Here is a 25,293-nt window from a genome sequence, read left to right as displayed (position 1 = left end):
GGATAGTTAATTTTTGGGGGTAAATCCTATTTTTAAATACAAATCACTTCTTTTCTAGAGGAGTATTCTATTTTTTAGTTGGGAATGTAGCTTTATTTTTTTGGCCATGGTATTTTGAGTTTTTTGTTTTTAATGTATTAGGTTTTATATAGAAAACTTATCCAATGTTACTTTTTCTTTTTGATTATAGAGTTTTATAAATTTTATGGTCTTGGTCTCATCGGCTAAACCATAGTTTCTGTAAATGGTATATTTCATAAAGGTAGGTTTCAATGAAGATACATCGTCGAGCGATTGCACATTTACAATCCACTCTCCTGGTGTTGAATCATCTACAATAAACTCTTTAGATACAATACCATGTCTTACTTCATCTATTAATAACTGATTATTATCATGAAAACGATGTGACCATTTTTCATATTTCTTTTTAGGACTTACAAATTGAAATTCAAATTCTGCTTGTGGATCATTCCAATCAAAAACAATACGAATCGGCACTCCTTTTACTACTAAATGTTTAGCAGGAATATTGGTATATGGTATATGCAAACGATGATGATTTAATAAATGTTGTATCTCTGATTTCACTTGTTTTCGAACTTCAACTAATTCTTCTATATCCAGATACTCTTTTAGTATTCTTTTATAAACATCGAATGCTTTAGCATATTCTTTATTCTCTTTATAGATCCTCGCTAAATCAAGATAAGATTGTGCAAAATCAGGTCTTAAATTAAACAAATCTTCATAAACCATTACCGCTTGTTGAACATTACCTCTTTCTTCTAACAAAAAAGCCAAGGTTCTTAACACACCATAATTATCTTCGGCGATTTCAGCCAAATTAGAGATTATCTCTAGAGAAAAATTTGGATTCCAACGTTTAAAATATTCAGAACAAAAGACATAAAAAGTTACTTCTTGCATATGTGTCTCTCTAAGTGTATAGAATATCTCTTGTGCTTCAATATAGCTAGTGCTATTCCACAGTACGTCGAGGTATTCGGGTTTATTTTTATTTGGGTTCAATAAAAAAGTGGATTCATTATAATCATTTCCCTTAACTAAAAGTGTATTTTTTGATTTATTATCCGTCCCTGCAGAATTCATTAAATTAGTTTCGATAACAAAAACTCCATTTCTTGCTCGTCCACCATACATTATGGTTCCTGATAATCCAGGAATCAACGTTATACTTTCTAGCATAGCCGGTAATAAATAATAAGGAGGCGCAACTTGAATAGCACCGTCAACTACATATAATGGATCATTATCTCCTAGAATTGTATTGCGCCCTCTAACGATAACCTTAGCAGCATCTCCAAAACCAAATACTTGCACTCCTGGAAACTTTTTTCTAAGAAGGTCTGTTAAATGAAGTGAAGATGCAGGAAACTCTTCTTTATTTATCATATATGTAGTAAATCCCATCTTATATTTATTGACCTTCTTATTACCCAGATTTACTTGTTCTTCAGGTTTATCATCTTTTTTCTTTGTAAGTGTTACTTCATTAAGCTTTTCGTATTTTGGTTTAAGTTCTATCTTTACTCTTTGCAAACCATTAAGGTGCATTTCTTTACTTTTCATACTAAAATGATGAAAAGACAGGACTTGATTTGGCATGGCTTTAATTGTAAAATTACCATTACTATCGGTTACTGCTTCGATATGTGTTCCTTTCACCGAAACTCTACATCCCTCAACCGGAGTATTTTCGTATAAAACGACACCTTCAATTAATTCTGATGACTCTTTAATTTTATATAGTAATGGATCTTTCCATCTACTAAAAACATATTCTAGTGCTTCTTGCGGTTCAGTTTTTAATAAATTTACATACTCACCCCCTGTAAAATATGCAGCTTGTTGTAATTCTGTATGATTAGCATCCATTTTACTGCTGATATAAAAAACAGGTTTATCATGGTCAAATTTGGGTTTCCCAAAATTATAATTACCATCAGTAAATACTAAGTAATGATCTGTACTCTTATTTTCATGGAAGAATTTAGAAAAATTTGTAGCTCCGTTATATCGTACTTTTTTGAGATTGCTAATCAAAGTTTTACTACTTCCATTTTTGATAATGAATGATTTAGTCTGAGCAAAACTAGATGAAAAAGTAACCAGATCTACGCTTACATTTATAATTTTCGAAAAATATTCTTCAAGAAATTGTACCTCTTTCTCTAAATTCTTATCCTTCATAGAAAGTGAAGTATCCCAATATATAGTAATGTGCTTTGGTTTTTCAAATTCATCAGGCTCATAGTCTTTTAAAGTATTTGATGTGTGTAATTTAAAGGCTATACCCTTGTTTTCATTCACTGTCCATCGGTCATGACTTACCTTTTTTACAAATGAATGCCCAATAGGGCTTCCTGTTATGGCAAATTTCATATCGTTACCAAATACGTTAACCAATTCGATACTAGCTATAAAATCGTGATTAACTATAATGTTGTATTTAGACAAGTCAATACTTTCTTCGCCTGTTTTTCTAGAAATTGTATGAAAAATAGTATTCTTTACTATATTATTTCCTGGCCTGCCTTTATCATTTTCATAAATATTAACCCTAACCAAAAGGCTATCAGCGGTGTTTTCTACCACATTAAATTTTAGCTTTAAAAGTTTAGTATTTTTTTTTCTGGATTTAATAAAGGCCCCTATCTCACTACCAAGAATATCTTTACCTCTCCAATACGCCAATTGATCAGAATCATAGGTAATATATCCTATCGAATCTATTTTATTTTCTTCGACTGGTGGATCAATCACGTTAATTTGATCTTTGGTGATATGTTTTAGAAATATTTTATTGTCCTTTTTTAGAGCTTCAAAAAGTTGTTTATATCTAAAACTGGTTGATTGGTAACCAATACCCGAGAACTTGATTATGTCATTATCCTGGATTTCATCTTCATCATATCGCAAATAAAATCTTCCGTTTTTATTCGTGACTGTCCCTACCTCTTTATCAACAAAACCAACATTTATATAAGGAATCGGTTTATTTGTTTCCTGATGAAGAACAAAAGCATCTATTAGCACTTCATACTGACTGTATGACATAAGTGTAGTTACCAAAAAGAATACTAAAAACAAAAACCCTCTATTTCTCATAATGCCTGATTTAAACAATTTATGTTTCCTAAAATAGGAAACAATCAACTATTAATCAATACGCTTAATGTTAAGGATAGTTAATTTTTGGGGGTAAACCCTATTTTTAAATACAAATCACTTCTTTTTTTAGAAGAATATACTATTTCCTAAGCTTGGATTGTAGTTTTATTTTTTCTTCGGTTAACCATTCATCTTTAAGGATACTTAGTAATAATGCATCTGTACGTCCATCACCATCGAGAGCAGGAAAAATACCTCGTAGAACTCCTTCTTCTTTGCATCCCACACTTTTCATGGCGGTAATACTTATCGTGTTTTCAATATAAGCTGCCATACCTATTCGTTCTGCTCCCATGGTCTCAAAAGCAAATTGAAACAGTAAATATTTACAATGTTTATTTAGCCCCGTTCCTCTAAATGCTTTACCATACCAAGTATACCCCAATCTAATTGCCGATAGTTCGGGTGCTATCTCACAATATCGCGTACTACCCGCATATTGTTTTTTGATTTTATCATATACTATAAAAGGATATTCTTTTTTAGCTTTTCTATTGTGTATTGTGCTCTGGATATAAGTTCTTAAGTTTTCTTCACCATCTCCTTTAACAAAAGAATACTTCCAGATACCAGGTTCGTTGGCAATATCTAACAAATGAGATACATCGTCTATTTGTAATGGACGTAGACGTACAAAATCATCCTCTAGAATATAATCCGTTGTAAAATCAAAATGAAGCATGTGAATACTAGTTATTAATGGATATAAAGTTATAAAGATTACCCTTTGCGTATTTTGATTTTTTAGATTAAAAATTCGTCAATTCGAATAATTCGATCTAGGGAAGAAGTGTATTGAGCTCTTCGACTTGCTAAGGATGACAATAGTTTTACTTAAAAAAAGCTATTCTCGATACAATTTTTCTTCGTTTCACTATGAAAAATCACTCGAATTGACGCTTTTTTGATTTGCAACTTCCAGAATGCACAGCAGCTAAAGATTATACTTTATGAAAACGAATTAAGTCTCACCGATTTTAAACTTCGACAGGCCAGACAACCAATGTGTTTGGTATTTTGATAGTTATTATTCTCAATCAATATTCTCTTGTATACTGCTCCTTCTCGGTAAGCTGTATTGCCTTACCTCCTTTTCCTGTTAGAAACTTTGTTTTTAGAGTTTCTCTGTCTTTTAATCGTTGTAAAAAAACAATAAAATGAAGATGCGGCCCTGTAGCCCACCCTACATCACCACTATATCCTATAAACTGGCCAATTTTTATTTGATCTCCAACTTTAACACTTGCTCCATTTTTCTTGATATGTGTATACTCGGCAAAAGTACCATCACTATGATATATTAATATAAAGTTGTTGTATTTAGCACATTCTGCCGTTGTACAACTCTTACTATAACTTTCTTCTAAATCAACCACAATACCCTCTCGCGCAGCATAAATCTTTGTTCCTGTAGGCATTTTAAAATCTAAAGCATTTTCTCCGCGATGAGAAGTACTACCATTATACCCTTGCGAAAGCCAAAACGTTACTCCTTTGCCATAAGGTAAATAATATTTAAAATCGGTATCGTATTTTTTTTGATTGTGATTTCCATGGTTATATGTCGACTCATATCCCAATTTTATTCTTTTCTTACGGTCTATTACATTAAGATCTGTAATGGTATATTTTTTAGTTCTGGCAGGGACCACAAAAACCTTATGATCACCATTGGTAGAGTTTAGGTTTTCTAATCTGAAATCTATTTTTGCAGATACCGGGCTATACTCATCATTATCTGCCAGTATTCTAAACCCATTATCGGTTTCTTCATAATACAACTTAAAATTGTCTTGAGAATATGTAAGAATCGAAAAGAGGCAAAAGATAACTAGAGAAATACTTTTCATAGATTTTATTTTTATCTAAAATACAACAAAAATCGTACCTTCTCTTACATCTATAGTAAGTACGCTACTCTTTTAACAAGAAAATTTAATTGTTTTAGACCTATAAATAACTCTCTGGGTTGTGCAAAAAAGATATATTATGCATTATCTTTTAATTATTAGTGATAGTGATTGAAAGCTCATTCATTAATCGAATCAAAAGATCATCTTGACTTTCTCTATATGCATTAGAGGCTAAAAACACAAATAAATCTTCTTCTATTAAATAGGCAAAATCAGCGAAAAAGATACCATTTCCACCATTATGTTTGGCTGCTGGTCCTTTATTAGTATCAAGTATCCCCCAACCGAAACCTCTATAAAGTAGGCTAGTCTCATCTTCTTTAAGATGTTTTGTATACATTTTTTGTTTACTTACTTCATCGATAAGATCAGCTTTAATGAATTTGTAGTATTGATGTATATCATTTGCAGACATTAATAATCCTCCATTACCTTTTAAGTGCCAATAAGGACCATCTATATCCCAAGGTTGTTCATTAGGTTTGCCCAGGTTAGCTCCGGGCGTGCTTAATACCCCTAAATCGTCATATCCATTAGCAATTATTGTGTCATTATAATCTGGCAATATATATCCAGCAGTTTTCATCTCAGAGGGAAGAAAAACCTGTTCGCTTAAGAATTCCTCATAAGATTTGTTACTTACCGTTTCAATAATAATCCCCAAAATACTGAAACCAACATTTGAATATTCATATCGCTCTCCTGGTGAAAACAATAACTGCGTATCAAAGCTTTGGGTGAGATACATTTCTTTGGATATTTTTTCATAATCATTACCAATTACATCAACAAATCCCGAACTATGGGTAAGTAGTTGTTTGATTGTAATATTTTTTTTGTCTTCTGTAACTTCTGGGAAGAATTTTTCTAAGGTATCTTGATAATCCAGTAGCCCAAGTTCCTTACATTTTATAATTCCTATGGCGGTAAACGGTTTTGTTACTGAGCCTATATCAAAAACTGTATTTTCATCAAATTCTATTTTATTTTCTCTATTTGAATAGCCAAAACCCTTACTGTATGTAATATTTTCTACGGATCCAATGTGTATGATTCCTTTGAAGTCCTTTTCTTGTTCCATTATTTTATCAATCTTGGATTCAAGAGTTTCTTCGATAACGTTGTTGTTATTATTGCAACCCGTTATAAAAAAAAGAAGTGGTAATACTATGATATTTAGTTTGATCATTTTTTTTGATTTTACATTTATTACGATCAAAACTAAGTCGCATTAACTCAAATACGACTTTTAAAAGGTTGGAAAAAAGTTGGAAAAAGGTTGGAGACAGGGTTTAGTTATTATGTATTGAAGATAAATTATATTGCTGTAAGGAAATCTGCAATTCTTTCTTGTTCTTAACCCCAAATAATTTATAGATCCTGTTTGCATGTGATTTTACGGTAGACACTTCAATAAAAAGCGTTTCACCAATTTCTTTTAGAGATTTGTACTTTAATATTTCACCCAACACTTGTCTTTCTCTTGATGAAAGAAGTGCTAATTTTTGTAAATATGGGTCACAAGACTCTTGAGAAACATGATTTCTTCTATTTTTGAAGTATAAGAAGATTCCTATAATAGTTATCACAGTAAATGACAACAACAATATACCAGGAAACAATTCTATTACTTCTACTTCTATATGTTCTTCCATAGTTCGATTCAATTGAAATTAACTAAAGATAGTTCCTAATATTTAATAATCAAACTTATACGTAGCGCCACCTAATAGTTGTACCCCTTGAACAGGAAAATCTACCCAACGCTCATAATTATTGCCAGCCAGGTTATTTCCTCTTACAAAGAAAGAAAGCTGATCATTTAAGCGATATCCAAGGTTTATATTGGCATCAAAATACGAATCCAAAATAACGGTAGATTGGGCAAATATTGGTGCCGCTACTGCACTATTATCAATATCTTTTCGCTCTCCTACATAAAACAATTGCGCGCCACAAAACCATTGTTTATTAATTTGATAATCTACCAATACAGACGCTTTTACTTCGGGTAAATTCCATGCTTCTTGCTCATCTTCGGTACTATAGTTAAAATATTCTGCAGAAGCCCCTAATTTGAACTTTTTACTGATTTCAAAGTTTAACTCCCCATAACCTACCAATGTCGTGATATCATCATAACGATATGAAAAAGAATTTCCATAATCATATCCTTCAACCTGAACTATCGGTCTTGAATTATTAACAAATAAAGGTTTTTCGTCTTCAGAAACATAACTTCCTCTAACATTATAGCTCACTACATCAGATATTTGTCCTTTTAACCCCACATAAGCGTCGTATACTGTACTTGTTTGCTCAATAATTAAGGTTGGTGATACAAAAGGGTTCTTTTGTACGGCATCTCTATAGGTATTTTGACGTAATTCTCCTTCTAATCCTCCATAAGCAACCACAGATTCATCTAATAATCGATACGAAGCTGTGACTTTAGGATATATAAAGAAATCGTTATCCTCGTTTTCTGTATCGATACTATAATATAGTGCTGCTCCCAAATTTACGGTAAGATTGTCTCGCAATATCACTAAACTCGGGTTTACACCTAGGTTAAGAATACCATATTCATTGGGAGTTTGCGTAACCGGATCAAGGTCGCGCTCAAAACTTCCGTTAAGATAATCTACAACAAAACCTGTAGTAATTAAAGAATTTCCCATTTCGAACTCGAAAGTAGGCTTAACCACTACATGATGCTCTATAGACTTTAGCGCATCTCCAAAAAATCGATAGTTTAAGGACGCTTTTTTAATATATAGATCATCAAACTGAAGTTTTCCTCCTAATTTTACTCCGTAATAATTTTGTTGTGGATCAATTGCATTAATCTGTTCTTGACTTAATACAGGGGTTTCGGGTAGCCCATACCAATTATATAATTGATGTTCTGCTCCTACTTCGATCCCGTATGTATAATCCCGATTACGTGACGTATAATTAAGATCTACAAATGTATTATAATACGTATCATCTAACCGTACCTCATCGATCCCTCCTTGCGAAGAGTTATGATGTAAATATAGTCCAAGGTTATCAGAACGATTTACCTGAAAATTACTATAAAATTCTGCCAGAGCCGATGTAAAATTACCAAACCCCAAGGTAGCATAGTTATCATAAATTTCTATGGGTTTTGGGCGATCTATATTGGCGGCCCGCCCTTTTGCAGGAGTGTAAGTTGATGCCACAGGAACCGAGAAAATACTATATCGTACTTGTTTTTTTTGCTGGGTAACCGAATCATTAAGAATCGGGGTCGATTTCACCTTAAAAGCATCACTTATGGTAGGCGTATAGGCTTTAACAATAACTACTCGTTCGGTGTCTAGTGTTTCCTTGTCCTTTTCTTGTGCTGTGCTTCCCCAGCCTATAAGTGCAAGGCAAGTAAAAGGTATTACTTTCTGAAAATATCCAATCATAAGATACAAATCGTTTTAAACTTAAATATTACTGCTCGGTTTGGATGGATGAATTAGTTTTTGACTCTTCGGTTTTGATAGTATTAAGCTCACTTGTAGCTTCGTCAACAACATCGGGGTAATCAGAGAAATTTTTAATCACACTCTCTAAAATGTATGTAGCCTGATATGCATCTTTTAGTCCGTAGAAATTTTTGGCCATAAGCACCAATCCTTTAGACCCATATAATCGATATCCAGGAAAATCTTTGGCCAGCTTTTGTATGGTTTCGTTAGAAGCTTTATAATTACCTTCTTCATTTTTAAAATAGGCATTATAATACAATGATTCTGCCGCAAGTTCTCCTGTTGCTATTTTTTGAACTTCGGCATATGCTCTTTTGGCACGAACCATATCATTAGTTTGTAAAGCGGCTCTTGCGGTAAATATCTTTGCATCACTTTTTACATCATTCTGGATCTTAGGATTAGCCAATACTTTATCTGCATATTCAATTGTTTTTTGATAATTGAGTAATTGATAATGTGATTTCATCAAATTAGATTGTGCAAAGACAATATTTTGTGGATAATCGGCATCGCTTTCTAACCGTTCCAGTACGGGAATAGCTTTTTGATAACTACGATTCTCTAAATACACCTGGGATAACCTTGCCGATGCCTGCTCTGTAAATTCGGTTCTATCTTTTTGAAGAACATATTCATAATGAGGTATGGTAGCATCTTTATCTCCTTTTTTGAAATATAACTGAGCCAGGTAAAAATGACTTTTTAAGGCATGCAACCCATTAGGAAAATCACCTAGGTATTTCTCAAAACCATTGATGGCTGCATTATCATTACTTTCTAAAAACTGTTTTTCGGCAGCTTCATACGAGGTATTATCCAGATCTGCATCACTAACATCTACAAAAGACAATCCTTTTACCCAAGAGGCATATTCATCGGTTCTTCCTAGATCTACATATATAAGCCGAGCAGTATTTACCGCTTGTATGGCTTCATCTGTACCAGGATACTCTGCAACCACTTTTTTAAACTTTGATAAAGCTCTATTCCCCTGATCTCCATTATAAAATACCAATCCTTGTTTTAATAAGGCCTTAGGCACATATGAACTTCTGGGCATATCTCTAATCAGACGATCATAAGCATCAATACCCCGTTCTGTTTTATTTTCAGAAATATATACATCTCCCAGAGCAAACATGGCATCATCACGATATGTAGATCGAGGATATTGTAACAAAAACATTTCGAGATCCTTGATTTTTTGACCGTGCTTATTTACGAAGCCGTAACTAATGGCTTTTTGATAATGTGCATAATCAGAATCTGGTCCATTTTTTTTGATTGCTTTATTATACGCCTCCATAGCAGGCCAGTATTTACTAGAAATAAAGTGACTATCCCCAAGTCTAAGATATGTATCTGTTTCTCTGCTTTGATCTATATCATTTTTTGTAGAAAAAGCTTCGAAATATTGAGCTGCTTGTGGATATTGCTTTAACTTAAAATATGTATATCCTAAATTATAATCAATATGGCCATATTCTATAGTCGATGATGCCCCTGTACTTCCTTGAAATTGCTTAAATCCTATTAAAGCTTCATCAAAATCCTGCATTAGATAATGACTCTCTGCTTTCCAATAGGTAGCTCGAGCGCTAAAACCAGGATCTACTTGTTCTTTCAAAGATTTATCAAAATATGTAATTGCCTCAGTATACTTGTTTTCATTATATAATTCTACACCTCTATAAAAAGCTACTTTTTGATACACTTCTTTATCTGCAAAATTTCGACTTCCTTCTAAGAGATCCATTGCTTCTTTATAATTTTTGGAAGTAATGTATGAGCTAATTAATAGTTCTTTTATTTCATCTTCAAATTCGGTATTTGGGTATTGGTCTAAATAATTAAGTAATATGTTTGGAGTACTTTCATATGAGTTTCCAATCTCATAACTTAATTTGGCGTAGTTGTATAAAGCATCTTCTTTGATCTTGGCTTCAAAATTCATTTCTGAAGCATTCTTAAAGGCATTGAGTGCTTGCTGTTTTTGATCGGTTTTTAGATACGATTCTGCCAGGTGATAGTAGGCGTTTTGAGCTGTCGCATTACGCCCATCTACAATTTTATTAAATTCTGAAATTGCATTACTATAGTCTCCTTTCTTATAATAAGCATACCCAAGGTAGTAATAATCGGTATTATTCCATTTTCCTTTACGGCCTTTGTATTCTTTAAGGTATGGAATTGCCTTTTCATATTGCCCAAGATTGAAATAGCTCTCTCCTATGATTTTGTTCAATTCTGATTTTTCTGAAGGTTTTGATTTTGGTAATTGTACCAGTCCTTCTTTTATGGCATCTTCAAAGTTTCCGGATTTAAAATTCATATCACTCTGGAAATACGATAAATTCTTATTGTACTGATCCAGATCTTTGACTTCATCAAAAAGTTTATCGGCTTCCTGATAATTATCTCCTTCATAAGCGATAAAACCAAGATAATATTTAGCCTTTGCACCATACTCGGGAGAGTCTTGAACGCGATTTAAGAACTTCTTTGCTTCGTTAAATCGTTGAATTTTAAAATAGGCATATCCATTATTGAAATTAAATTTTTCTTTTTCTCTTCTGCTAAGGTTAGCATCGTCGACTTTCTCATACCATTTACGAGCGTATGCATATTTTCCATTATCAAAATAATAGGTAGCGGCATCAAGATACGCTGCATTACGTTTAATACTAGTGGGATATTGTACTACAAAATCCTCTAAAAGCTGATCTGCATCTTTTTGATTTAACCACACGGCACAATTAGCAATATAATAGGTACAGTTAGCATCAATATTTTCATCGTTTACAACATCTCGTACTTTATCAAAAAGGGTCTGAGCTGCTAGAAACTGTTTGTTATTATATAACTCTAGTGCCTGGTTATAGAGTACTAATTCGTTAGTATAGATTGCAGATTGCTGTGCAGATATATTGACTGACAGGCTAATCACAAAAAGCATCGAGGTGATGTATTTGTTCATTTAACTATGGATTAAAGTATAAAAAGTAAATATCGTTTCCCTTAGATATATTTTGAGTTAAAGATAGCCTAATCTTTCATTCTAATAACGAAAGTTTTTGGAGTTAATTACACTCAAAATTTATAATTAAGAATTCTTTATGAATCTACTAATCATAAAATGTACTGAAACTAAAATATTTACTTCGAAAACCGGTTATCAATTCATAGTTCGTTAAAAACTATTTTGGATACCCATTTTTTTACCAGAAAACTTTTTACTTTTACCAAGTAGTACTAATTGATAATCATAAACTATGTCTAATACGGTATTAAGCCTTAAAGATGCTTCAATTTATCAACGCGAAAGCCTAATTCTATCTGATGTTAATGTAGAAGTTAACAAAGGGGATTTTGTATACCTTATTGGTAAAACCGGTACAGGAAAAAGCAGTTTCATGAAGACCTTATACGGTGATCTCCCTCTGTTAGAAGGTGAAGGAAGTATTGTTGATTTTGATTTACCTACGTTGCAGGAAAATCAAATACCGTTTCTGCGTAGAAAACTAGGTATTGTTTTTCAAGATTTCAAATTACTTAATGATAGAACGGTAAAAGATAATCTACTCTTTGTTCTTAAAGCCACAGGATGGACCGACGAAATAGCAATGGATGACAAGATTGATAGTGTTTTAGACAAAGTAGGCATGAAAACCAAAGGGTTTAAATTTCCGTATCAATTATCGGGAGGAGAACAACAACGTATTGCAATAGCAAGGGCTTTATTAAATGATCCCGAATTAATACTTGCCGATGAGCCTACCGGAAATCTGGATCCACAAACTTCGGTTGAAGTTATGGAAGTATTACAAGACATTAATAAGAATGGCAATACCATTCTTATGGCCACGCATGATTATGCTCTATTGCTTAAGTATCCTTCCAAAACTTTAAAATGTGATGGCCATAAGGTCTTTGAAGTTGTGCAAAGAAAAGAGTAACCTCTAAAGTAGCTGGTCAACTATCTTACCAAAATTATTTGCCAATAATCAAAAAATAATTTCGAAAAAACATGTCTAAATAGTACGAAAACGTTATAGTTTATGCTTTTCATCGATAATAAATTGCTTTTTACCGATTATTTGTTGCTTTTTACAAGTTCTGTTACGATGTATCTTCTTACATTTGTACTATAAAATTAAAGAAAGCATTGATGGCATTTCGCCCCAAATAAAGAAAAGCCCCAATAAATTACCCCAAGATATTTGGATTAGCCCCCAAATCATACCCCAAAATATCGACTATAAGTCCCGAGCCCCCCTCTCGGGATTTTTTTTGATCTATAATTTCTTCTACAATCAATATATAACTATGTACAAAAGACCGAAGAGACTCTATTCACGAGTTGTATTACTTTTAGGTGTATAAAATTTTACTTCAGCACAACTGGTAAAAATAGCTAAATCATTATAATTTGTGTATTTTATCGATATAAAATGTATTTTACCGATTATTTGTCGGTTTTTACAAGTTCTGTTTATATATATATTCTTACATTTGTACTGTAAAAATTAAAGAAGTGTTTTACGCACTTCACCCCCAAAATAAAAAAGCCCCGAAATTACCCCAAGATATTTGGATTAGCCCCCAAATCATACCCCAAAATATCGACTATATGTCCCGAGCTTCCCCACTCGGGACTTTTTATTTTTAGCCCTTCATGTAATTTTGATTCCTCCTATACAAGTATTAAAATTTTTATAAAACTTGGATTAAGTTGTAATACGACAAAAATTCTATCGTATCTTAATAGTAGATAAAAATTGTATCATTTAAAAAGTAGGGAAATGAAATTATTTTACGGAATTATGATTGTAGATCTCAAAGCTCTAAAGTTTTTTTTAAAGCAATTGCCCGGTGCTAGTAGATATGCAATGAGGAAATAGGAAGCTTTTCGGGCAGTATCCCGATTAGATTGAAGACCCTTTATTAGTTACCTACAAAATAAAAACCCCGAGGATTCCTCGGGGTTTTACATTGTATATACTTAGTTTTACACTATTTTATTTCGCTTACGCTCTACTTCGGTCAGGTATATTTTACGTAACCTCAAATGATTCGGCGTTACCTCTACGTATTCATCTTTTTGGATATATTCTAAAGCCTCTTCTAACGAAAACTTAATTGCAGGTACAATTTTAGCCTTATCATCAGCTCCAGAAGAACGTACATTAGATAATTTCTTAGTTTTAGTGATATTAACAGTCATATCATCACCACGTGAGTTCTCACCAATTACTTGTCCTTCATAAATATCTTCTCCCGGGTCTACAAAAAACTTACCTCTATCCTGTAACTTATCTATAGAATATGGTATCGCAGATCCTTTTTCCATAGAAACAAGAGAACCATTAATACGACCTGGGATATCCCCTTTTAAAGGTTGATATTCCTTAAAGCGATGCGCCATAATTGCCTCTCCTGCAGTAGCAGTAAGCAACTGGTTACGCAAACCAATAATTCCTCTTGACGGAATCATAAATTCACACACCATGCGATCTCCTTTAGCTTCCATACTCAACATTTCACCTTTACGCAAGGTTACCATCTCTACAGCTTTTCCTGAAACAGTCTCAGGAAGATCTATCGTTAATTCTTCTATAGGCTCGCACTTTACTCCATCTATTTCTTTAATGATAACCTGTGGTTGTCCTATTTGTAATTCATATCCTTCGCGACGCATCGTTTCTATCAATACTGATAAATGCAGTACACCTCGACCAAATACCAAAAACTTATCTGCACTATCGGTATCATTTACTCGTAATGCCAAGTTTTTTTCAAGTTCTTTTGCTAATCTCTCCTTAATATGTCTTGATGTTACAAACTTACCATCCTTACCAAAGAAAGGTGAGTCATTGATCGTAAACAACATACTCATAGTAGGCTCATCGATAGCAATAGTTTTTAATCCTTCTGGGTTTTCTATATCGGCAACTGTATCACCAATTTCAAAACCTTCAAGTCCTACTAGAGCACAAATATCACCTGCTTCAACTTTATCCACTTTCATTCTTCCTAAACCTTCGAAAGTATGAAGTTCTTTAATTTTTGACTTCTTGATTGTTCCGTCACGCTTTACTAAAGATACTTGCATACCTTCAGTTAAAACACCTCTTTGAAGACGTCCAATAGCAATACGCCCGGTAAATGATGAGAAGTCTAATGATGTAATCAGCATTTGCGGAGTACCTTCTTCTATTTTAGGAGAAGGAATATGTTCGATCACCATATCTAATAATGGCTCAATGTTATCCGTTTCGTTCTTCCAATCATCACTCATCCAGTTGTTCTTTGCAGAACCATATACTGTAGGGAAATCTAACTGCCACTCTTCTGCTCCTAATTCGAACATAAGATCAAATACTTTCTCATGAACTTCGTCTGGAGTACAGTTTTCTTTATCTACTTTGTTTACAACAACACAAGGTTTTAAACCAAGGTCAATTGCTTTTTGTAACACAAAACGAGTTTGTGGCATAGGTCCTTCAAAAGCATCGACAAGAAGTAACACTCCATCGGCCATATTTAATACACGTTCTACCTCACCACCAAAATCGGCGTGACCAGGAGTATCGATAATATTAATTTTAGTCCCTTTGTATAGTACAGAAACGTTCTTTGAAGTAATTGTAATCCCTCTTTCACGTTCCAGGTCATTATTATCTAATATTAAATCACCTGTGTTCTCATTTTCACGAAATAATTGACAATGGTACATAATCTTATCTACCAACGTAGTTTTACCATGATCTACGTGAGCAATTATTGCAATGTTCTTTATAGCTGTCATAAACGCCTCATTTTTAAGGCTGCAAAGGTACGAGTTATTTCGACAGGTTGTATATGTTTTGTATGTTATTTAAAAAGTCATAGAATTTGCAATGGAAACTCTTATGCATAATGCATTAATTCTCACAATAAAACTTCTATCTTTGCACCTTAAAATAAGCTATCATGCAACTAGAGAACATCCCTAATTTAAAACACCTTAACGCCAACAATTTTTTTCTTCTTGCCGGGCCTTGTGCTATCGAAGGAGAAGAAATGGCATTGCGTATTGCAGAAAAAGTAGTTACTATTACTTCTAAACTGAAAATACCATATGTTTTTAAGGGATCTTTTAAAAAGGCCAATCGCAGTCGTATTGATAGTTTTACAGGAATTGGAAATGAAAAAGCCTTAAAAATATTACGTAAAGTAGGGGAAACATTCGAAGTTCCTACGGTAACCGATATTCACGAAAATGAAGATGCTGCTTTAGCTGCAGAATATGTAGATATTTTACAAATTCCGGCTTTTTTAGTACGCCAAACGGATCTTGTGGTAGCAGCCGCAAAAACAGGCAAAACAGTAAACCTAAAGAAAGGGCAATTTATGAGTCCCGAGGCCATGCAGCATGCGGTTAAAAAAGTACAGGATGCTGGTAATGATAATGCGATGATTACAGATCGAGGAACCATGTTTGGTTACCAGGATATGATTGTAGATTTTAGAGGAATCCCAACCATGAAGCAATATGGAACAACAGTTCTTGATGTGACCCATTCGCTACAACAACCCAATCAATCCAGCGGAGTGACCGGAGGTAGACCCGATATGATTGAAACTATAGCTCGTGCGGGAGTCGTAACTGGCGTAGATGGCCTGTTTATGGAAACGCATTTTGATCCGGCGAATGCTAAAAGTGATGGTGCTAATATGTTACATATAGATCACTTAGAAAAATTACTAAGCAACCTGGTTGCCATAAGACAAACGGTTAATCAGTTATAAACTTTTCATTTCTAAATGTATATGCTTGCTCAAGAACTTCAATAAGTACTTGATCGTCTATTTGATCTGGAGTCTGGTAGCGTAGCGATTTTACATACTTCCTTTTATCAGATTCTAATTTTTCGACATGTTTCGAAAAATATTGTGCACCCCAAAAGCCAACATCAACATATCCTTTGGTTACGTTTAGGTAACAAATCGGACTCTTTCCTACATAATAGAAAGGAACGCGCCACTTATATAACAACTCTACTTCAGGGATTGTAGTTTCTACAACTACCTGTACATGAAGTAGTATCGATTTAAAAGGTTCTGGTTGTTTTAAAATGTATTCTTCTGCAGGATTCATAGATCAAAAATAAAATTTTGAGATCACTAATTAAAAAAACATTTGCACAATTCGATATTTTCATTTTACTTTGTATTTCAAAGTACTTTTAAAATGAGCACAGAAGAATACTTAAAAGATATTACAGAGATTAAGGATATGATGAACAAATCATCACGCTTTTTCTCGCTTAGTGGTTTATCAGGTATTATGGCTGGCATCTATGCCTTGATTGGTGCAGCCGTTGCCTATTATTTAGTTAGTATTAGTGGTAGAGACTATCTCATTCTTGATGGTAAAATATTTAACTATATCCTACTCGATCTATTTGCCGTAGCCTTGCTTAGTATCATCACAGCAATATTTCTAAGCACTAGAAAAGCCAAAAAAAATAATGAAATCTTATGGAATGGCACTTCGCGAAGATTACTTACCGCTTTTCTTATCCCCTTGATCACAGGTGGTATTTATATCATGATCAAGATCTATAGCAATCACTATGGGCTTACTGGTTCGTTAATGCTTATTTTTTATGGATTAGCACTTGTAAATGCATCAAAATATACGATTGGTAACGTAAAATATTTGGGATATATAGAAATTGTATTAGGTTTGATCTGTGCAATATATCCTGGGTATGGCTTCTGGTTTTGGGTGCTGGGATTTGGAGTAATGCACATTGTTTATGGAAGTTTAATTTATTTTAAGCACGATCGATAACGTAGGTTATGGATAAGCTCTAAATACTTAAGAACATTTCTGCGTACGCGGAAACGAGGATGAAAAATATAATAGGAAATATAAACAAAGCTTTTGATCACCGAATCCGATTGGGGATTATGTCGATATTGGTAGTCAATGAATTTGCCGATTTTAAAATGTTAAAAGAACTCCTGGGCGCTACAGATGGCAATCTGGCAAGTCATACTAAAGCCTTAGAAAAAGAAGAATATATAGTAGTCGAAAAATCATTTATAGGCCGAAAACCTAATACGAGATATAATGCAACCAAAAAAGGTCGTGAAGCTTTTAAAAAACACGTAGAAGCTATTGAAAAATTATTAAAACAATAGCTATATTTTTTTATCAATTTACTTTGAAATTCAAAGTACTTTTAAAAACTAAAAATGAGAGCATTTATTTTAGAAACCATTTACGAACTAAGTAAAAAACCATATCAAAGATGGTTTAAAAAGGATCCCGCCTGGGATATTTCTGTAACCACACTATTACAAGAATACCCGAAAAACAGTTTAGGCTTTCATTTGGGATGTTTTTTGGTTCAATATGATTTTTCTCCACAGCCTAAGTTAGAGAATCATGATGTTTTTCATGTTTTAACCAATACGGGTATTTCTGTTCCCGAAGAGATCGCAATGCAATATTATCTTCTGGGAAATGGTAAGCGCAGCACTTATCTATTATCGGTAATTTTTCTGGGCACCCTACTCTACCCCGATAAGATGATCTTTTTTAGAAAAGCATATAAAAAAGGAAAAGCAGCATATTCTTTTTATCAACTGGATTTTAAAAAACTATTGCATAAACCTATGCTAACATTGCGAACTATATTTTTAATCTCACCACTATGGAAATAAGACAAACCATTAACAGGAAAGCTCTTATGGTTGCCATTATAAGCTTTCTCTTAGGAACATCGATTTTATTATTATATCTAATTTCAGGATCAGAAGCTTTTCTTGTAGGAGGGTTATTTTATGTTCTTATAGCATTAGTACTAAACACAATTACCTTAATAGGACTATTAACTAATGCTATTATCAATTATCAGTATTACAAAGAAAACTTGATAACCATCCTACTTTTTACAATCAATATCCCAATAGCTATTGCGTATTTATTTCTGGTAATGAATAACCCATTTCAATACAACATATTATGACAAATACTACCTATATACAAACATCTTTTATCAAAAATTTTACAATGGCAACGGCCTTTAGTGGTCTATTGCTACTAACCAGAATCATAAAAACAGATTCCTTTTTTTTCCTTTTCCTTGTATGGAATTTGTTTTTGGCAGGAATACCCTATCTCATTTCTACGCTACTAAGTATACGTAAAGTAAATAGGTTTATTTTCTGGTCAGGCTTTACCATATGGCTAGCATTTTTGCCAAACTCACCATACATACTAACCGATTTACAACATATACGACTAAGCTCATTACAATCGGTTTGGTTTGATGTTTTGCTTATTCTATCCTTCGCCATTAATGGGATGATCATAGGCTTTGCTTCTTTACAAATGATGCGAAAACTACTGTTAGAACGATTATCTGTTAAAGTTTCTAATGCAATTACTTATGGCATCTTACTCCTTTGCGGATTCGGAATCTATCTAGGCAGAGTGTTACGATGGAATAGCTGGGATATACTTCAAAATCCAGCAGGAATCTTATCCGATATTCTAAAAAGAATTCTTTTTCCTATTCAACATATGAATACCTGGGCATTTACCATTGGTTTTGGAGGTTTTTTGATCATCACCTACCGATTGATACAATACTATCAAGAGAAATAAGAACATTACCCCTAATAAAATAGCACAACAATACAAATACAATAAATTTTATATCTATGGAAACCCAAAAACAAAAAAAGTCCTTCGGGCAATGGTTAAAAACCTCAATTACTATACGCATGCTCATGGTAGGAATACTAATCCTGGTATTATTAATCCCGTTATCTTATGTTAAAAATTTAATACAGGAACGTGCATATAGACAAGAAGAAGTTGTAAAAGAAATTAATCAAAAATGGGGAAATGAAGTATTACTTTATGGCCCTGTTCTTAAAATTCCGTATCAAGTACATAATCTCAAGAAAAGCTGGGATGAAAAAACAAAATTATATATCGAAGAAGATTTAATCTCTATACAATATGCTTTCTTTTTCCCTAACACATTAGATATAAAAACTAATGTTGAATCTGAAACCCTGGGAAGAAGTATTTATGAATCGGTAGTATATACTGCTGATATGAAGATAAAAGGCTCTTTTGTTTCTCCAAATTTCGAAATACAGGATATAGCAGCCGCAGATATTCTATGGAATAAAGCTACCGTAATACTAAATTCTACTAACCTAAAAGGAATAAAAAGCAACTTAGAATTAAAAATTGGGCAAGACAACTATGCTTTACAATCAAGATTTGCCCAAAAATCACATACCAATACACTAGAGACCCAATTTCTTAAGGAAAATTCATTACCTAAAGAAAACCCGATTGATTTTAGCTTAGATCTCAGGATCAATGGTAGTGAACAATTACGTTTTATCCCTGTAGGTAGAGAAACTAATGTTTCAATAACATCAAACTGGGCATCGCCAAGCTTTAACGGTAATTATTTACCAGACACAAAGACCAAAGAAATTACAGAAAGTGGTTTTAAAGCCAACTGGAAAGTATTACAAATCAATAGAGAATTTGAACAAGAGTTTTTTGGGGAGTTACCCTATATTGATTCATCTGCTTTTGGTGTAAAACTACTAATACCAGTAGATGAGTATCAAAAAAGTGAACGTGCCACCAAATACGGGTACCTGGTCATTGCACTCACTTTTTTAGTCTTCTTTCTAATACAATCAATTAGCAAGATTCACATACATCCTTTTCAATATATGATGATAGGCCTGGCCCTTACCATGTTTTATACATTACTCATATCTATATCAGAGCATTCCAGTTTTCTACAAGCCTATATTATTGCTGGTATTGCTGTTGTCTTGTTGATTTCTATATACTCAAAAGCAATACTCAAAAGCCTTAAGTTTATGGGATTTATTGCAGTTTCACTTGCCGTCTTATATACTTTTATTTTTGTTATTATACAATTAGAAAACTATGCCTTACTTGTGGGGAGTATAGGATTATTCTTAATTCTAGGAACCATTATGATGATATCTCGAAGAATTGATTGGGGAAATGGCTAAAATATGCTTAGTAGATTGAGAAAAGTCATGCTTCAGATTTTTGAAGCATGACTTTTTTCTATACTTTTAAATCCTCTAAAATAAACTCATGAGAAAAAACACCTATATCCTGGCCATGGCATGTGCTACACTAAGTTTGTTTTCTTGCAAAACAGACTCTAAAAACAAGCAAAATCTTGTTAAAGAAGTAGCATTTATCAAAGAGGGTGAACTATCGCTATTTAATTTAAAAGATTCTATCCCAAATTCTATCACCAAATTGGATATCGAAATCGCCGATGATGATTATCAAATTCAGACAGGTTTAATGTATCGAAAATCTATGCAAAATGATAGAGGTATGCTGTTTATATTCCCAGAAGAAGCTCCTCGTTCATTTTATATGAAAAACACCGAATTTGCATTAGACATTATTTTTATTGACTCAAAAAACAAAGTAGTAAGTATTCAAAAAAATGCGAAGCCTCTTGATGAATCCTCATTACCATCTAAAGGTCCAGCACAATATGTGTTAGAAGTAAATTCGGGGTTAACAGATACCTGGAATCTTAAAACAGGAGATTCTATTTCTTTCATTAAAATGTAGAATAATGCACGCTATAGAAGAAAACGTTTAAAAATATTCAACAAAAAAACCGTCTCAATTACTCGAGACGGTTTTTTTATTCTAAAACTGAAAAATATTATTTCTTCTTCTCTTCAGTATCTTTTTCTTTGATCTTCAGACCAACTTTACGCACTGTATCATGCATTATCGGTGTTGCGATAAACAATGACGAGTATGTTCCTACTAGTACACCAATGATTAATGAGAACATAAATCCTCTTAATGGCGCAGCAAATATAAAGATCGCTACAAGTACTAATAATGTAGTTAAAGACGTATTTAATGTACGACTTAATGTACTGTTTAAAGCTCCATTTACATTCTTTTCTAATGGCCATGTTGTATGTTCTCTGAAGAATTCTCTAATTCTATCAAATACAACCACGGTATCATTCAGAGAGTAACCGATTACGGTAAGTATAGCAGCAATAAATGCCTGATCGATTTCCATATTGAATGGCATAAATTTCCATGTTAATGAGAACACACCAAGTACAACTAATACATCATGGAATACCGCCGCAACCGCACCTAAACTAAATTGCCATCTTCTAAATCGTAGTAAAATATATAAGAATACCACGATCAATGATCCTAATACAGACCAGAAAGCAGCTTGCTGAATATCATCGGCAATTGTAGGTCCAACTTTCATAGAAGACATAATACCCACTTGCTTGTCTTCGTCTCCATTAGCAAATTCATCATAGGTTAATCCTTCGGTAAGATATGGTTTTAAAGCTTCAAATAGTTTATTTGAAATCTCGGTATCAACGGCTTCTCCAGTTTCATTTACTTTATACTTCGTTGTAATCTTAAGCTGGTTATTAGCCCCAAGAGTTTTAGCTTGAGCACTTTCGAATACAGCAACCAAATCCTTCTCTACAGTGGTAGGAACGACATCTTTAGCAAAACGAACAGTATATGTTCTACCTCCAACAAAATCAACTCCATAATCCAGGTTATTCGTAAACAAAGAACCAATACCTCCTAAAATTATAGCTCCAGAAATAACATAAGCAATCTTACGTTTCTTTAAGAAATCAATATTTATATTTTTAAACAGATTCTTAGTAGCACCTGTAGAAAAAGCTAATTCTTTACCATTTTTACCATAACCATCAATAAATAGTCTGGTAATAAAAATTGCTGTAAATAAAGAAGTTAAAATACCGATTAATAACGTTGTAGCAAATCCTTTAACTGGCCCTGTTCCTATCAGTAATAAGATTAAACCGGTAAGACCTGTAGTTATATTTGCATCAAGAATAGAGGATAATGCATTATTAAATCCATCTTTGATAGCGTCTGCTTGGGATTTTCCTTTAGTTAGTTCTTCTCGAATTCTTTCGAATATTAACACGTTTGCATCCACCGACATACCAATCGTTAATACAATACCCGCAATACCAGGAAGTGTTAATACGGCTTTTAATCCTGCTAACACTCCAAATATGAATAAAATATTAACTACTAATGCAACATCGGCAAAAGCTCCAGCCTTACCGTAGTAGAATATCATCCAGATTAGAATCAAAACTAATGCTATTGCAAAAGACATGATACCACTATCGATAGCTTCCTGACCTAGAGAAGGTCCAACAACTTCACTTTGGATAATATCTGCAGAAGCTGGTAATTTACCTGCTCTTAATACATTTGCTAAATCCTGACCTTCCTCAACAGAAAAGTCACCCGTAATTTCACTTCTACCTCCACTAATTGCTCCGGTAGTAACTCCTGGGGCAGAATATACAATATCATCAAGTACAACAGCAATCTGGCTTCTCTGACTAAATGCATGACCTGTCATTTCTTCCCATTTCTTAGCTCCTTTACCATCCATCTGCATGGTAACTGTTACTTTTCCTAACTGGTTGTATTCTTGTCTTGCATCAGTAATAACACCACCACTTAATTCTGGCTCGTTATCACGATTACCTTTTATTGCATAAAGATCAAGGATTTCGACATCCTTTTCTGGTTTACCCCAAGCAAATTTTGCATAACGCTGTTCTGTTGGTAATAATGCTCTTACTTTAGGATCATTAAGATATGCCATAAACTGATCAGCATCCTTCTTTAGAACAGATACGATAACCGGGCCACCTTGACCACCTTGACCAGCAATTAGATCTAATAATGGATTTACCTGGTCAACAACATCAGTAGAATCTTTTGCATCTTCTAACAAGTCTTCAATCGCAGCATCTGCATCAGATTTAGTGGTATCTACCTGAGTAGAATCTACAACTACTTCGCCTGCTTCTTCTTTAACTTCTTCTTTAACTTTTTCAACCTTATCGGCTTGTTCTTTTAGAAGATTATTTGCTGTAAACAGGAAAGGAAAGATTTCTTCTGCTTTGTATACATCCCAGAACTCTAACTGCGCCGTACTCTGTAATAAACTTTTTACCCTATCTACATCCTTTGCTCCTGGTAATTCAACCAAAATACGACCAGATTCTCCTAAACGTTGAATATTGGGTTGCGTAACACCAAACTTATCAATACGCTTACGTAATACTTCAAAAGCTGAAGTTACAGATTCATCAATTTTTCTTCTTAGTACAGGTTTTACCTGATCATTGGTCATATCATAAGTGATGTCATCACTTAGGTTTTTATTTGCAAAAATATCTGGTGAAGCTAATTTAGCGTCCGGAATTTTTTCAAACTCTGTAAAGAAGTCTTCGATATATGTATTCTGACTATTTTTTTGCAATTCATCTGTAGCGAGTAACGCTTGATTAAAAGATGGGTCTTTGGATTTATTTGCAAGTCCACCCAAAATATCCTTCACAGAGATTTGAAGAATTACATTGATCCCTCCTTTAAGGTCAAGCCCTTTATTAAGTTCTTTATTTTTTGCGAAGTTATACGTAATACCAGCAAAAATCTCCTCTTTACCAATAGAGTCTAAGTACGCTTTTTCGGCTGTTTCTCTTAGTTTTGAATAGTTCTCTATGGTTTCTGGATACGCTTGTTGCGCATAGGTTTCAGCCTCTTTCTCTTTTGAATAGGTTAAATACGTATATGATAATTGGTATACACATACCAATCCAAACAAAATCGCAAATACCCTAACAAGTCCTTTATTTTGCATTATTTATTTATTTTGGTCAAACCTCTTTTAAAAATGGGTAATTATAAAATTTACCCAAGATTTGACAATTAGTTTTAATTATTTACTTCAATGTAATTGAGCTTTATCAAGCTACCGATATAAGCTATATTTAAAAGTTAAAATGACTTTCAAGAGGTATGTATCACTCTTCTTTTTTAACTTCTAATAAAAATATGATTAGTTTTTAGGAATTTTTTAAAGCTATGAATCCCAACTAAGAAATTGGGCCAGCTCTTACTTCTGGAATGTTATGTGAAGTATTATCTATTGCTATAGCAATAGATGAATTTACTTTTTGGGCTACTTTTACAAGCCTATCTATATCATCGACATCAACCCTAGTAACAAAACTGTATGAGTTAGAGCCTGAAAATCTATCTTGTTCATGTTTTACTTCTAAAACACATATCCCATTAAAGTCAGAACTAAAATCTGTACTTTTTTGGATTTCATAAACATCAAGATTATAGTCTTTTGAGCTTTTATTTAAAGGAAATTGGTTATCATCTTCATTTTGATCATAAAAAACATGGTCAAGCGCTACGTTTTGTGCTTCAGAAAGTATTTTTTTTATAAATTCTACATCCTCATCACTGTAGTACGCAATTTTAAGGGTCCCATTTTTTAATTCCCTTGATATTCTGGTATTCTTCACCCCAATGGATTGCAATTGTTTCTTTACAATTGTTATCGCATTTTGAGCTTCTTGAGAGGTAATCTCAATATTAACAAACTCTAATACTATTTCCTGATTAGGTACAACAGTTTGCTGCTGAATAACAACAAGCAATGCAAGTGAAGAGATTAAAATCCCGAAGTACCATTTTTTCTTCATGCGGCAAATATAAAAAAATTAAAACTGCATTT

20 protein-coding genes are annotated in these 25,293 nt (G+C 33.3%); 9 read left to right on the top strand and 11 right to left on the bottom strand.

Going from position 1 to position 25,293, the window contains the following annotated elements:
• Positions 1 to 144 precede the first annotated feature (144 nt).
• The 7 genes from ABW637_RS11200 to ABW637_RS11170 form a co-directional block, all read right to left on the bottom strand.
• Positions 145 to 3,132 (bottom strand): carboxypeptidase-like regulatory domain-containing protein, encoded by a 2,988-nt coding sequence (locus ABW637_RS11200; RefSeq protein ID WP_367584782.1) that lies wholly within the window; start codon positions 3,130 to 3,132, stop codon positions 145 to 147.
• 142 nt (positions 3,133 to 3,274) lie between these two features.
• On the bottom strand, positions 3,275 to 3,877 hold the full coding sequence (locus ABW637_RS11195) for a GNAT family N-acetyltransferase (protein ID WP_367584781.1): 603 nt from the start codon (positions 3,875 to 3,877) through the stop codon (positions 3,275 to 3,277).
• A 355-nt stretch (positions 3,878 to 4,232) separates the two neighbouring features.
• On the bottom strand, positions 4,233 to 5,045 hold the full coding sequence (locus tag ABW637_RS11190) for a M23 family metallopeptidase (RefSeq protein ID WP_367584780.1): 813 nt from the start codon (positions 5,043 to 5,045) through the stop codon (positions 4,233 to 4,235).
• Positions 5,046 to 5,196: 151 nt separating this feature from the next.
• A complete protein-coding gene (locus tag ABW637_RS11185; RefSeq protein WP_367584779.1) occupies positions 5,197 to 6,297 on the bottom strand; it encodes a serine hydrolase domain-containing protein in 1,101 nt (366 codons plus the stop codon).
• Positions 6,298 to 6,400: 103 nt separating this feature from the next.
• Positions 6,401 to 6,763 carry a response regulator transcription factor gene (locus ABW637_RS11180; RefSeq protein ID WP_367584778.1) on the bottom strand — a complete coding sequence of 121 codons (363 nt, stop codon included), beginning with the start codon at positions 6,761 to 6,763 and terminating at the stop codon, positions 6,401 to 6,403.
• Between the two features lie 42 nt (positions 6,764 to 6,805).
• A complete protein-coding gene (locus ABW637_RS11175) occupies positions 6,806 to 8,548 on the bottom strand; it encodes a TonB-dependent receptor (RefSeq protein ID WP_367584777.1) in 1,743 nt (580 codons plus the stop codon).
• 28 nt (positions 8,549 to 8,576) lie between these two features.
• Positions 8,577 to 11,594, bottom strand: a complete 3,018-nt coding sequence (locus ABW637_RS11170; protein ID WP_367584776.1) for a tetratricopeptide repeat protein — start codon at positions 11,592 to 11,594, stop codon at positions 8,577 to 8,579.
• Between the two features lie 295 nt (positions 11,595 to 11,889).
• Between ABW637_RS11170 and ABW637_RS11165 the strand changes: the two genes are divergently transcribed.
• Positions 11,890 to 12,573, top strand: a complete 684-nt coding sequence (locus tag ABW637_RS11165; protein WP_367584775.1) for a cell division ATP-binding protein FtsE — start codon at positions 11,890 to 11,892, stop codon at positions 12,571 to 12,573.
• Positions 12,574 to 13,625: 1,052 nt separating this feature from the next.
• On the opposite strand, the gene typA is transcribed toward ABW637_RS11165, so the two are convergent.
• A complete protein-coding gene (gene typA, locus ABW637_RS11160; protein WP_367584774.1) occupies positions 13,626 to 15,425 on the bottom strand; it encodes a translational GTPase TypA in 1,800 nt (599 codons plus the stop codon).
• Positions 15,426 to 15,589: 164 nt separating this feature from the next.
• Between typA and kdsA the strand changes: the two genes are divergently transcribed.
• Positions 15,590 to 16,408: a 3-deoxy-8-phosphooctulonate synthase gene (gene kdsA, locus ABW637_RS11155; protein WP_367584773.1), complete on the top strand. Its 819-nt coding sequence runs from the start codon at positions 15,590 to 15,592 to the stop codon at positions 16,406 to 16,408.
• Here the strand turns inward: kdsA and ABW637_RS11150 are convergent.
• Positions 16,395 to 16,757, bottom strand: coding sequence for a DUF1801 domain-containing protein (locus ABW637_RS11150; protein WP_367584772.1), 363 nt, complete (start codon positions 16,755 to 16,757; stop codon positions 16,395 to 16,397). The genes kdsA and ABW637_RS11150 overlap by 14 nt on opposite strands.
• Before the next feature lie 93 nt (positions 16,758 to 16,850).
• On the opposite strand from ABW637_RS11150, the gene ABW637_RS11145 reads away from it, so the two are divergent.
• From ABW637_RS11145 to ABW637_RS11115, 7 genes are all read left to right on the top strand, one after another.
• Positions 16,851 to 17,456, top strand: a complete 606-nt coding sequence (locus ABW637_RS11145) for a hypothetical protein (protein WP_367584771.1) — start codon at positions 16,851 to 16,853, stop codon at positions 17,454 to 17,456.
• Between the two features lie 59 nt (positions 17,457 to 17,515).
• The gene (locus tag ABW637_RS11140) at positions 17,516 to 17,809 is read left to right on the top strand and encodes a winged helix-turn-helix domain-containing protein (RefSeq protein WP_367584770.1); all 294 of its coding nucleotides are present in this window, start codon (positions 17,516 to 17,518) and stop codon (positions 17,807 to 17,809) included.
• Positions 17,810 to 17,863: 54 nt separating this feature from the next.
• On the top strand, positions 17,864 to 18,334 hold the full coding sequence (locus tag ABW637_RS11135; RefSeq protein ID WP_367584769.1) for a Coq4 family protein: 471 nt from the start codon (positions 17,864 to 17,866) through the stop codon (positions 18,332 to 18,334).
• Entirely contained in the window at positions 18,325 to 18,639 is a 315-nt protein-coding gene (locus ABW637_RS11130; RefSeq protein WP_367584768.1) for a hypothetical protein, read from the top strand. The genes ABW637_RS11135 and ABW637_RS11130 overlap by 10 nt, the downstream gene beginning before the upstream one ends.
• Entirely contained in the window at positions 18,636 to 19,280 is a 645-nt protein-coding gene (locus tag ABW637_RS11125; protein WP_367584767.1) for a DUF1361 domain-containing protein, read from the top strand. The genes ABW637_RS11130 and ABW637_RS11125 overlap by 4 nt, the downstream gene beginning before the upstream one ends.
• A gap of 56 nt (positions 19,281 to 19,336) precedes the next feature.
• Positions 19,337 to 20,692 (top strand): cell envelope integrity protein CreD, encoded by a 1,356-nt coding sequence (creD, locus tag ABW637_RS11120; RefSeq protein WP_367584766.1) that lies wholly within the window; start codon positions 19,337 to 19,339, stop codon positions 20,690 to 20,692.
• 88 nt (positions 20,693 to 20,780) lie between these two features.
• Entirely contained in the window at positions 20,781 to 21,278 is a 498-nt protein-coding gene (locus tag ABW637_RS11115; protein ID WP_367584765.1) for a DUF192 domain-containing protein, read from the top strand.
• 97 nt (positions 21,279 to 21,375) lie between these two features.
• On the opposite strand, the gene secDF is transcribed toward ABW637_RS11115, so the two are convergent.
• Complete coding sequence (gene secDF / locus ABW637_RS11110; RefSeq protein ID WP_367584764.1) at positions 21,376 to 24,405, bottom strand: protein translocase subunit SecDF; 3,030 nt, start codon at positions 24,403 to 24,405, stop codon at positions 21,376 to 21,378.
• Between the two features lie 235 nt (positions 24,406 to 24,640).
• Positions 24,641 to 25,261, bottom strand: a complete 621-nt coding sequence (locus ABW637_RS11105; RefSeq protein ID WP_367584763.1) for a hypothetical protein — start codon at positions 25,259 to 25,261, stop codon at positions 24,641 to 24,643.
• Between the last annotated feature and the right edge of the window lie 32 nt (positions 25,262 to 25,293).

This window comes from Aquimarina penaris (assembly GCF_040786285.1).
Lineage (GTDB): Bacteria > Bacteroidota > Bacteroidia > Flavobacteriales > Flavobacteriaceae > Aquimarina.
Note: the sequence above shows the minus strand (reverse complement) of the source record. Positions and strands in the feature narration are given on the sequence as shown.

What these genes read in the sequence shown, in the direction of transcription:
- ABW637_RS11130 (WP_367584768.1), top strand. Translation starts at nt 18,325, where the DNA reads ATGGAAATAAGACAAACCATTAACAGGAAAGCTCTTATGGTTGCCATT.
- ABW637_RS11150 (WP_367584772.1), bottom strand. Translation starts at nt 16,757, where the DNA reads ATGAATCCTGCAGAAGAATACATTTTAAAACAACCAGAACCTTTTAAA.
- ABW637_RS11145 (WP_367584771.1), top strand. Translation starts at nt 16,851, where the DNA reads ATGAGCACAGAAGAATACTTAAAAGATATTACAGAGATTAAGGATATG.
- creD (WP_367584766.1), top strand. Translation starts at nt 19,337, where the DNA reads ATGGAAACCCAAAAACAAAAAAAGTCCTTCGGGCAATGGTTAAAAACC.
- ABW637_RS11170 (WP_367584776.1), bottom strand. Translation starts at nt 11,594, where the DNA reads ATGAACAAATACATCACCTCGATGCTTTTTGTGATTAGCCTGTCAGTC.
- secDF (WP_367584764.1), bottom strand. Translation starts at nt 24,405, where the DNA reads ATGCAAAATAAAGGACTTGTTAGGGTATTTGCGATTTTGTTTGGATTG.
- ABW637_RS11190 (WP_367584780.1), bottom strand. Translation starts at nt 5,045, where the DNA reads ATGAAAAGTATTTCTCTAGTTATCTTTTGCCTCTTTTCGATTCTTACA.
- ABW637_RS11165 (WP_367584775.1), top strand. Translation starts at nt 11,890, where the DNA reads ATGTCTAATACGGTATTAAGCCTTAAAGATGCTTCAATTTATCAACGC.
- ABW637_RS11105 (WP_367584763.1), bottom strand. Translation starts at nt 25,261, where the DNA reads ATGAAGAAAAAATGGTACTTCGGGATTTTAATCTCTTCACTTGCATTG.
- ABW637_RS11135 (WP_367584769.1), top strand. Translation starts at nt 17,864, where the DNA reads ATGAGAGCATTTATTTTAGAAACCATTTACGAACTAAGTAAAAAACCA.
- ABW637_RS11115 (WP_367584765.1), top strand. Translation starts at nt 20,781, where the DNA reads ATGAGAAAAAACACCTATATCCTGGCCATGGCATGTGCTACACTAAGT.
- ABW637_RS11175 (WP_367584777.1), bottom strand. Translation starts at nt 8,548, where the DNA reads ATGATTGGATATTTTCAGAAAGTAATACCTTTTACTTGCCTTGCACTT.
- typA (WP_367584774.1), bottom strand. Translation starts at nt 15,425, where the DNA reads ATGACAGCTATAAAGAACATTGCAATAATTGCTCACGTAGATCATGGT.
- ABW637_RS11185 (WP_367584779.1), bottom strand. Translation starts at nt 6,297, where the DNA reads ATGATCAAACTAAATATCATAGTATTACCACTTCTTTTTTTTATAACG.
- kdsA (WP_367584773.1), top strand. Translation starts at nt 15,590, where the DNA reads ATGCAACTAGAGAACATCCCTAATTTAAAACACCTTAACGCCAACAAT.
- ABW637_RS11195 (WP_367584781.1), bottom strand. Translation starts at nt 3,877, where the DNA reads ATGCTTCATTTTGATTTTACAACGGATTATATTCTAGAGGATGATTTT.
- ABW637_RS11125 (WP_367584767.1), top strand. Translation starts at nt 18,636, where the DNA reads ATGACAAATACTACCTATATACAAACATCTTTTATCAAAAATTTTACA.
- ABW637_RS11200 (WP_367584782.1), bottom strand. Translation starts at nt 3,132, where the DNA reads ATGAGAAATAGAGGGTTTTTGTTTTTAGTATTCTTTTTGGTAACTACA.
- ABW637_RS11180 (WP_367584778.1), bottom strand. Translation starts at nt 6,763, where the DNA reads ATGGAAGAACATATAGAAGTAGAAGTAATAGAATTGTTTCCTGGTATA.
- ABW637_RS11140 (WP_367584770.1), top strand. Translation starts at nt 17,516, where the DNA reads ATGAAAAATATAATAGGAAATATAAACAAAGCTTTTGATCACCGAATC.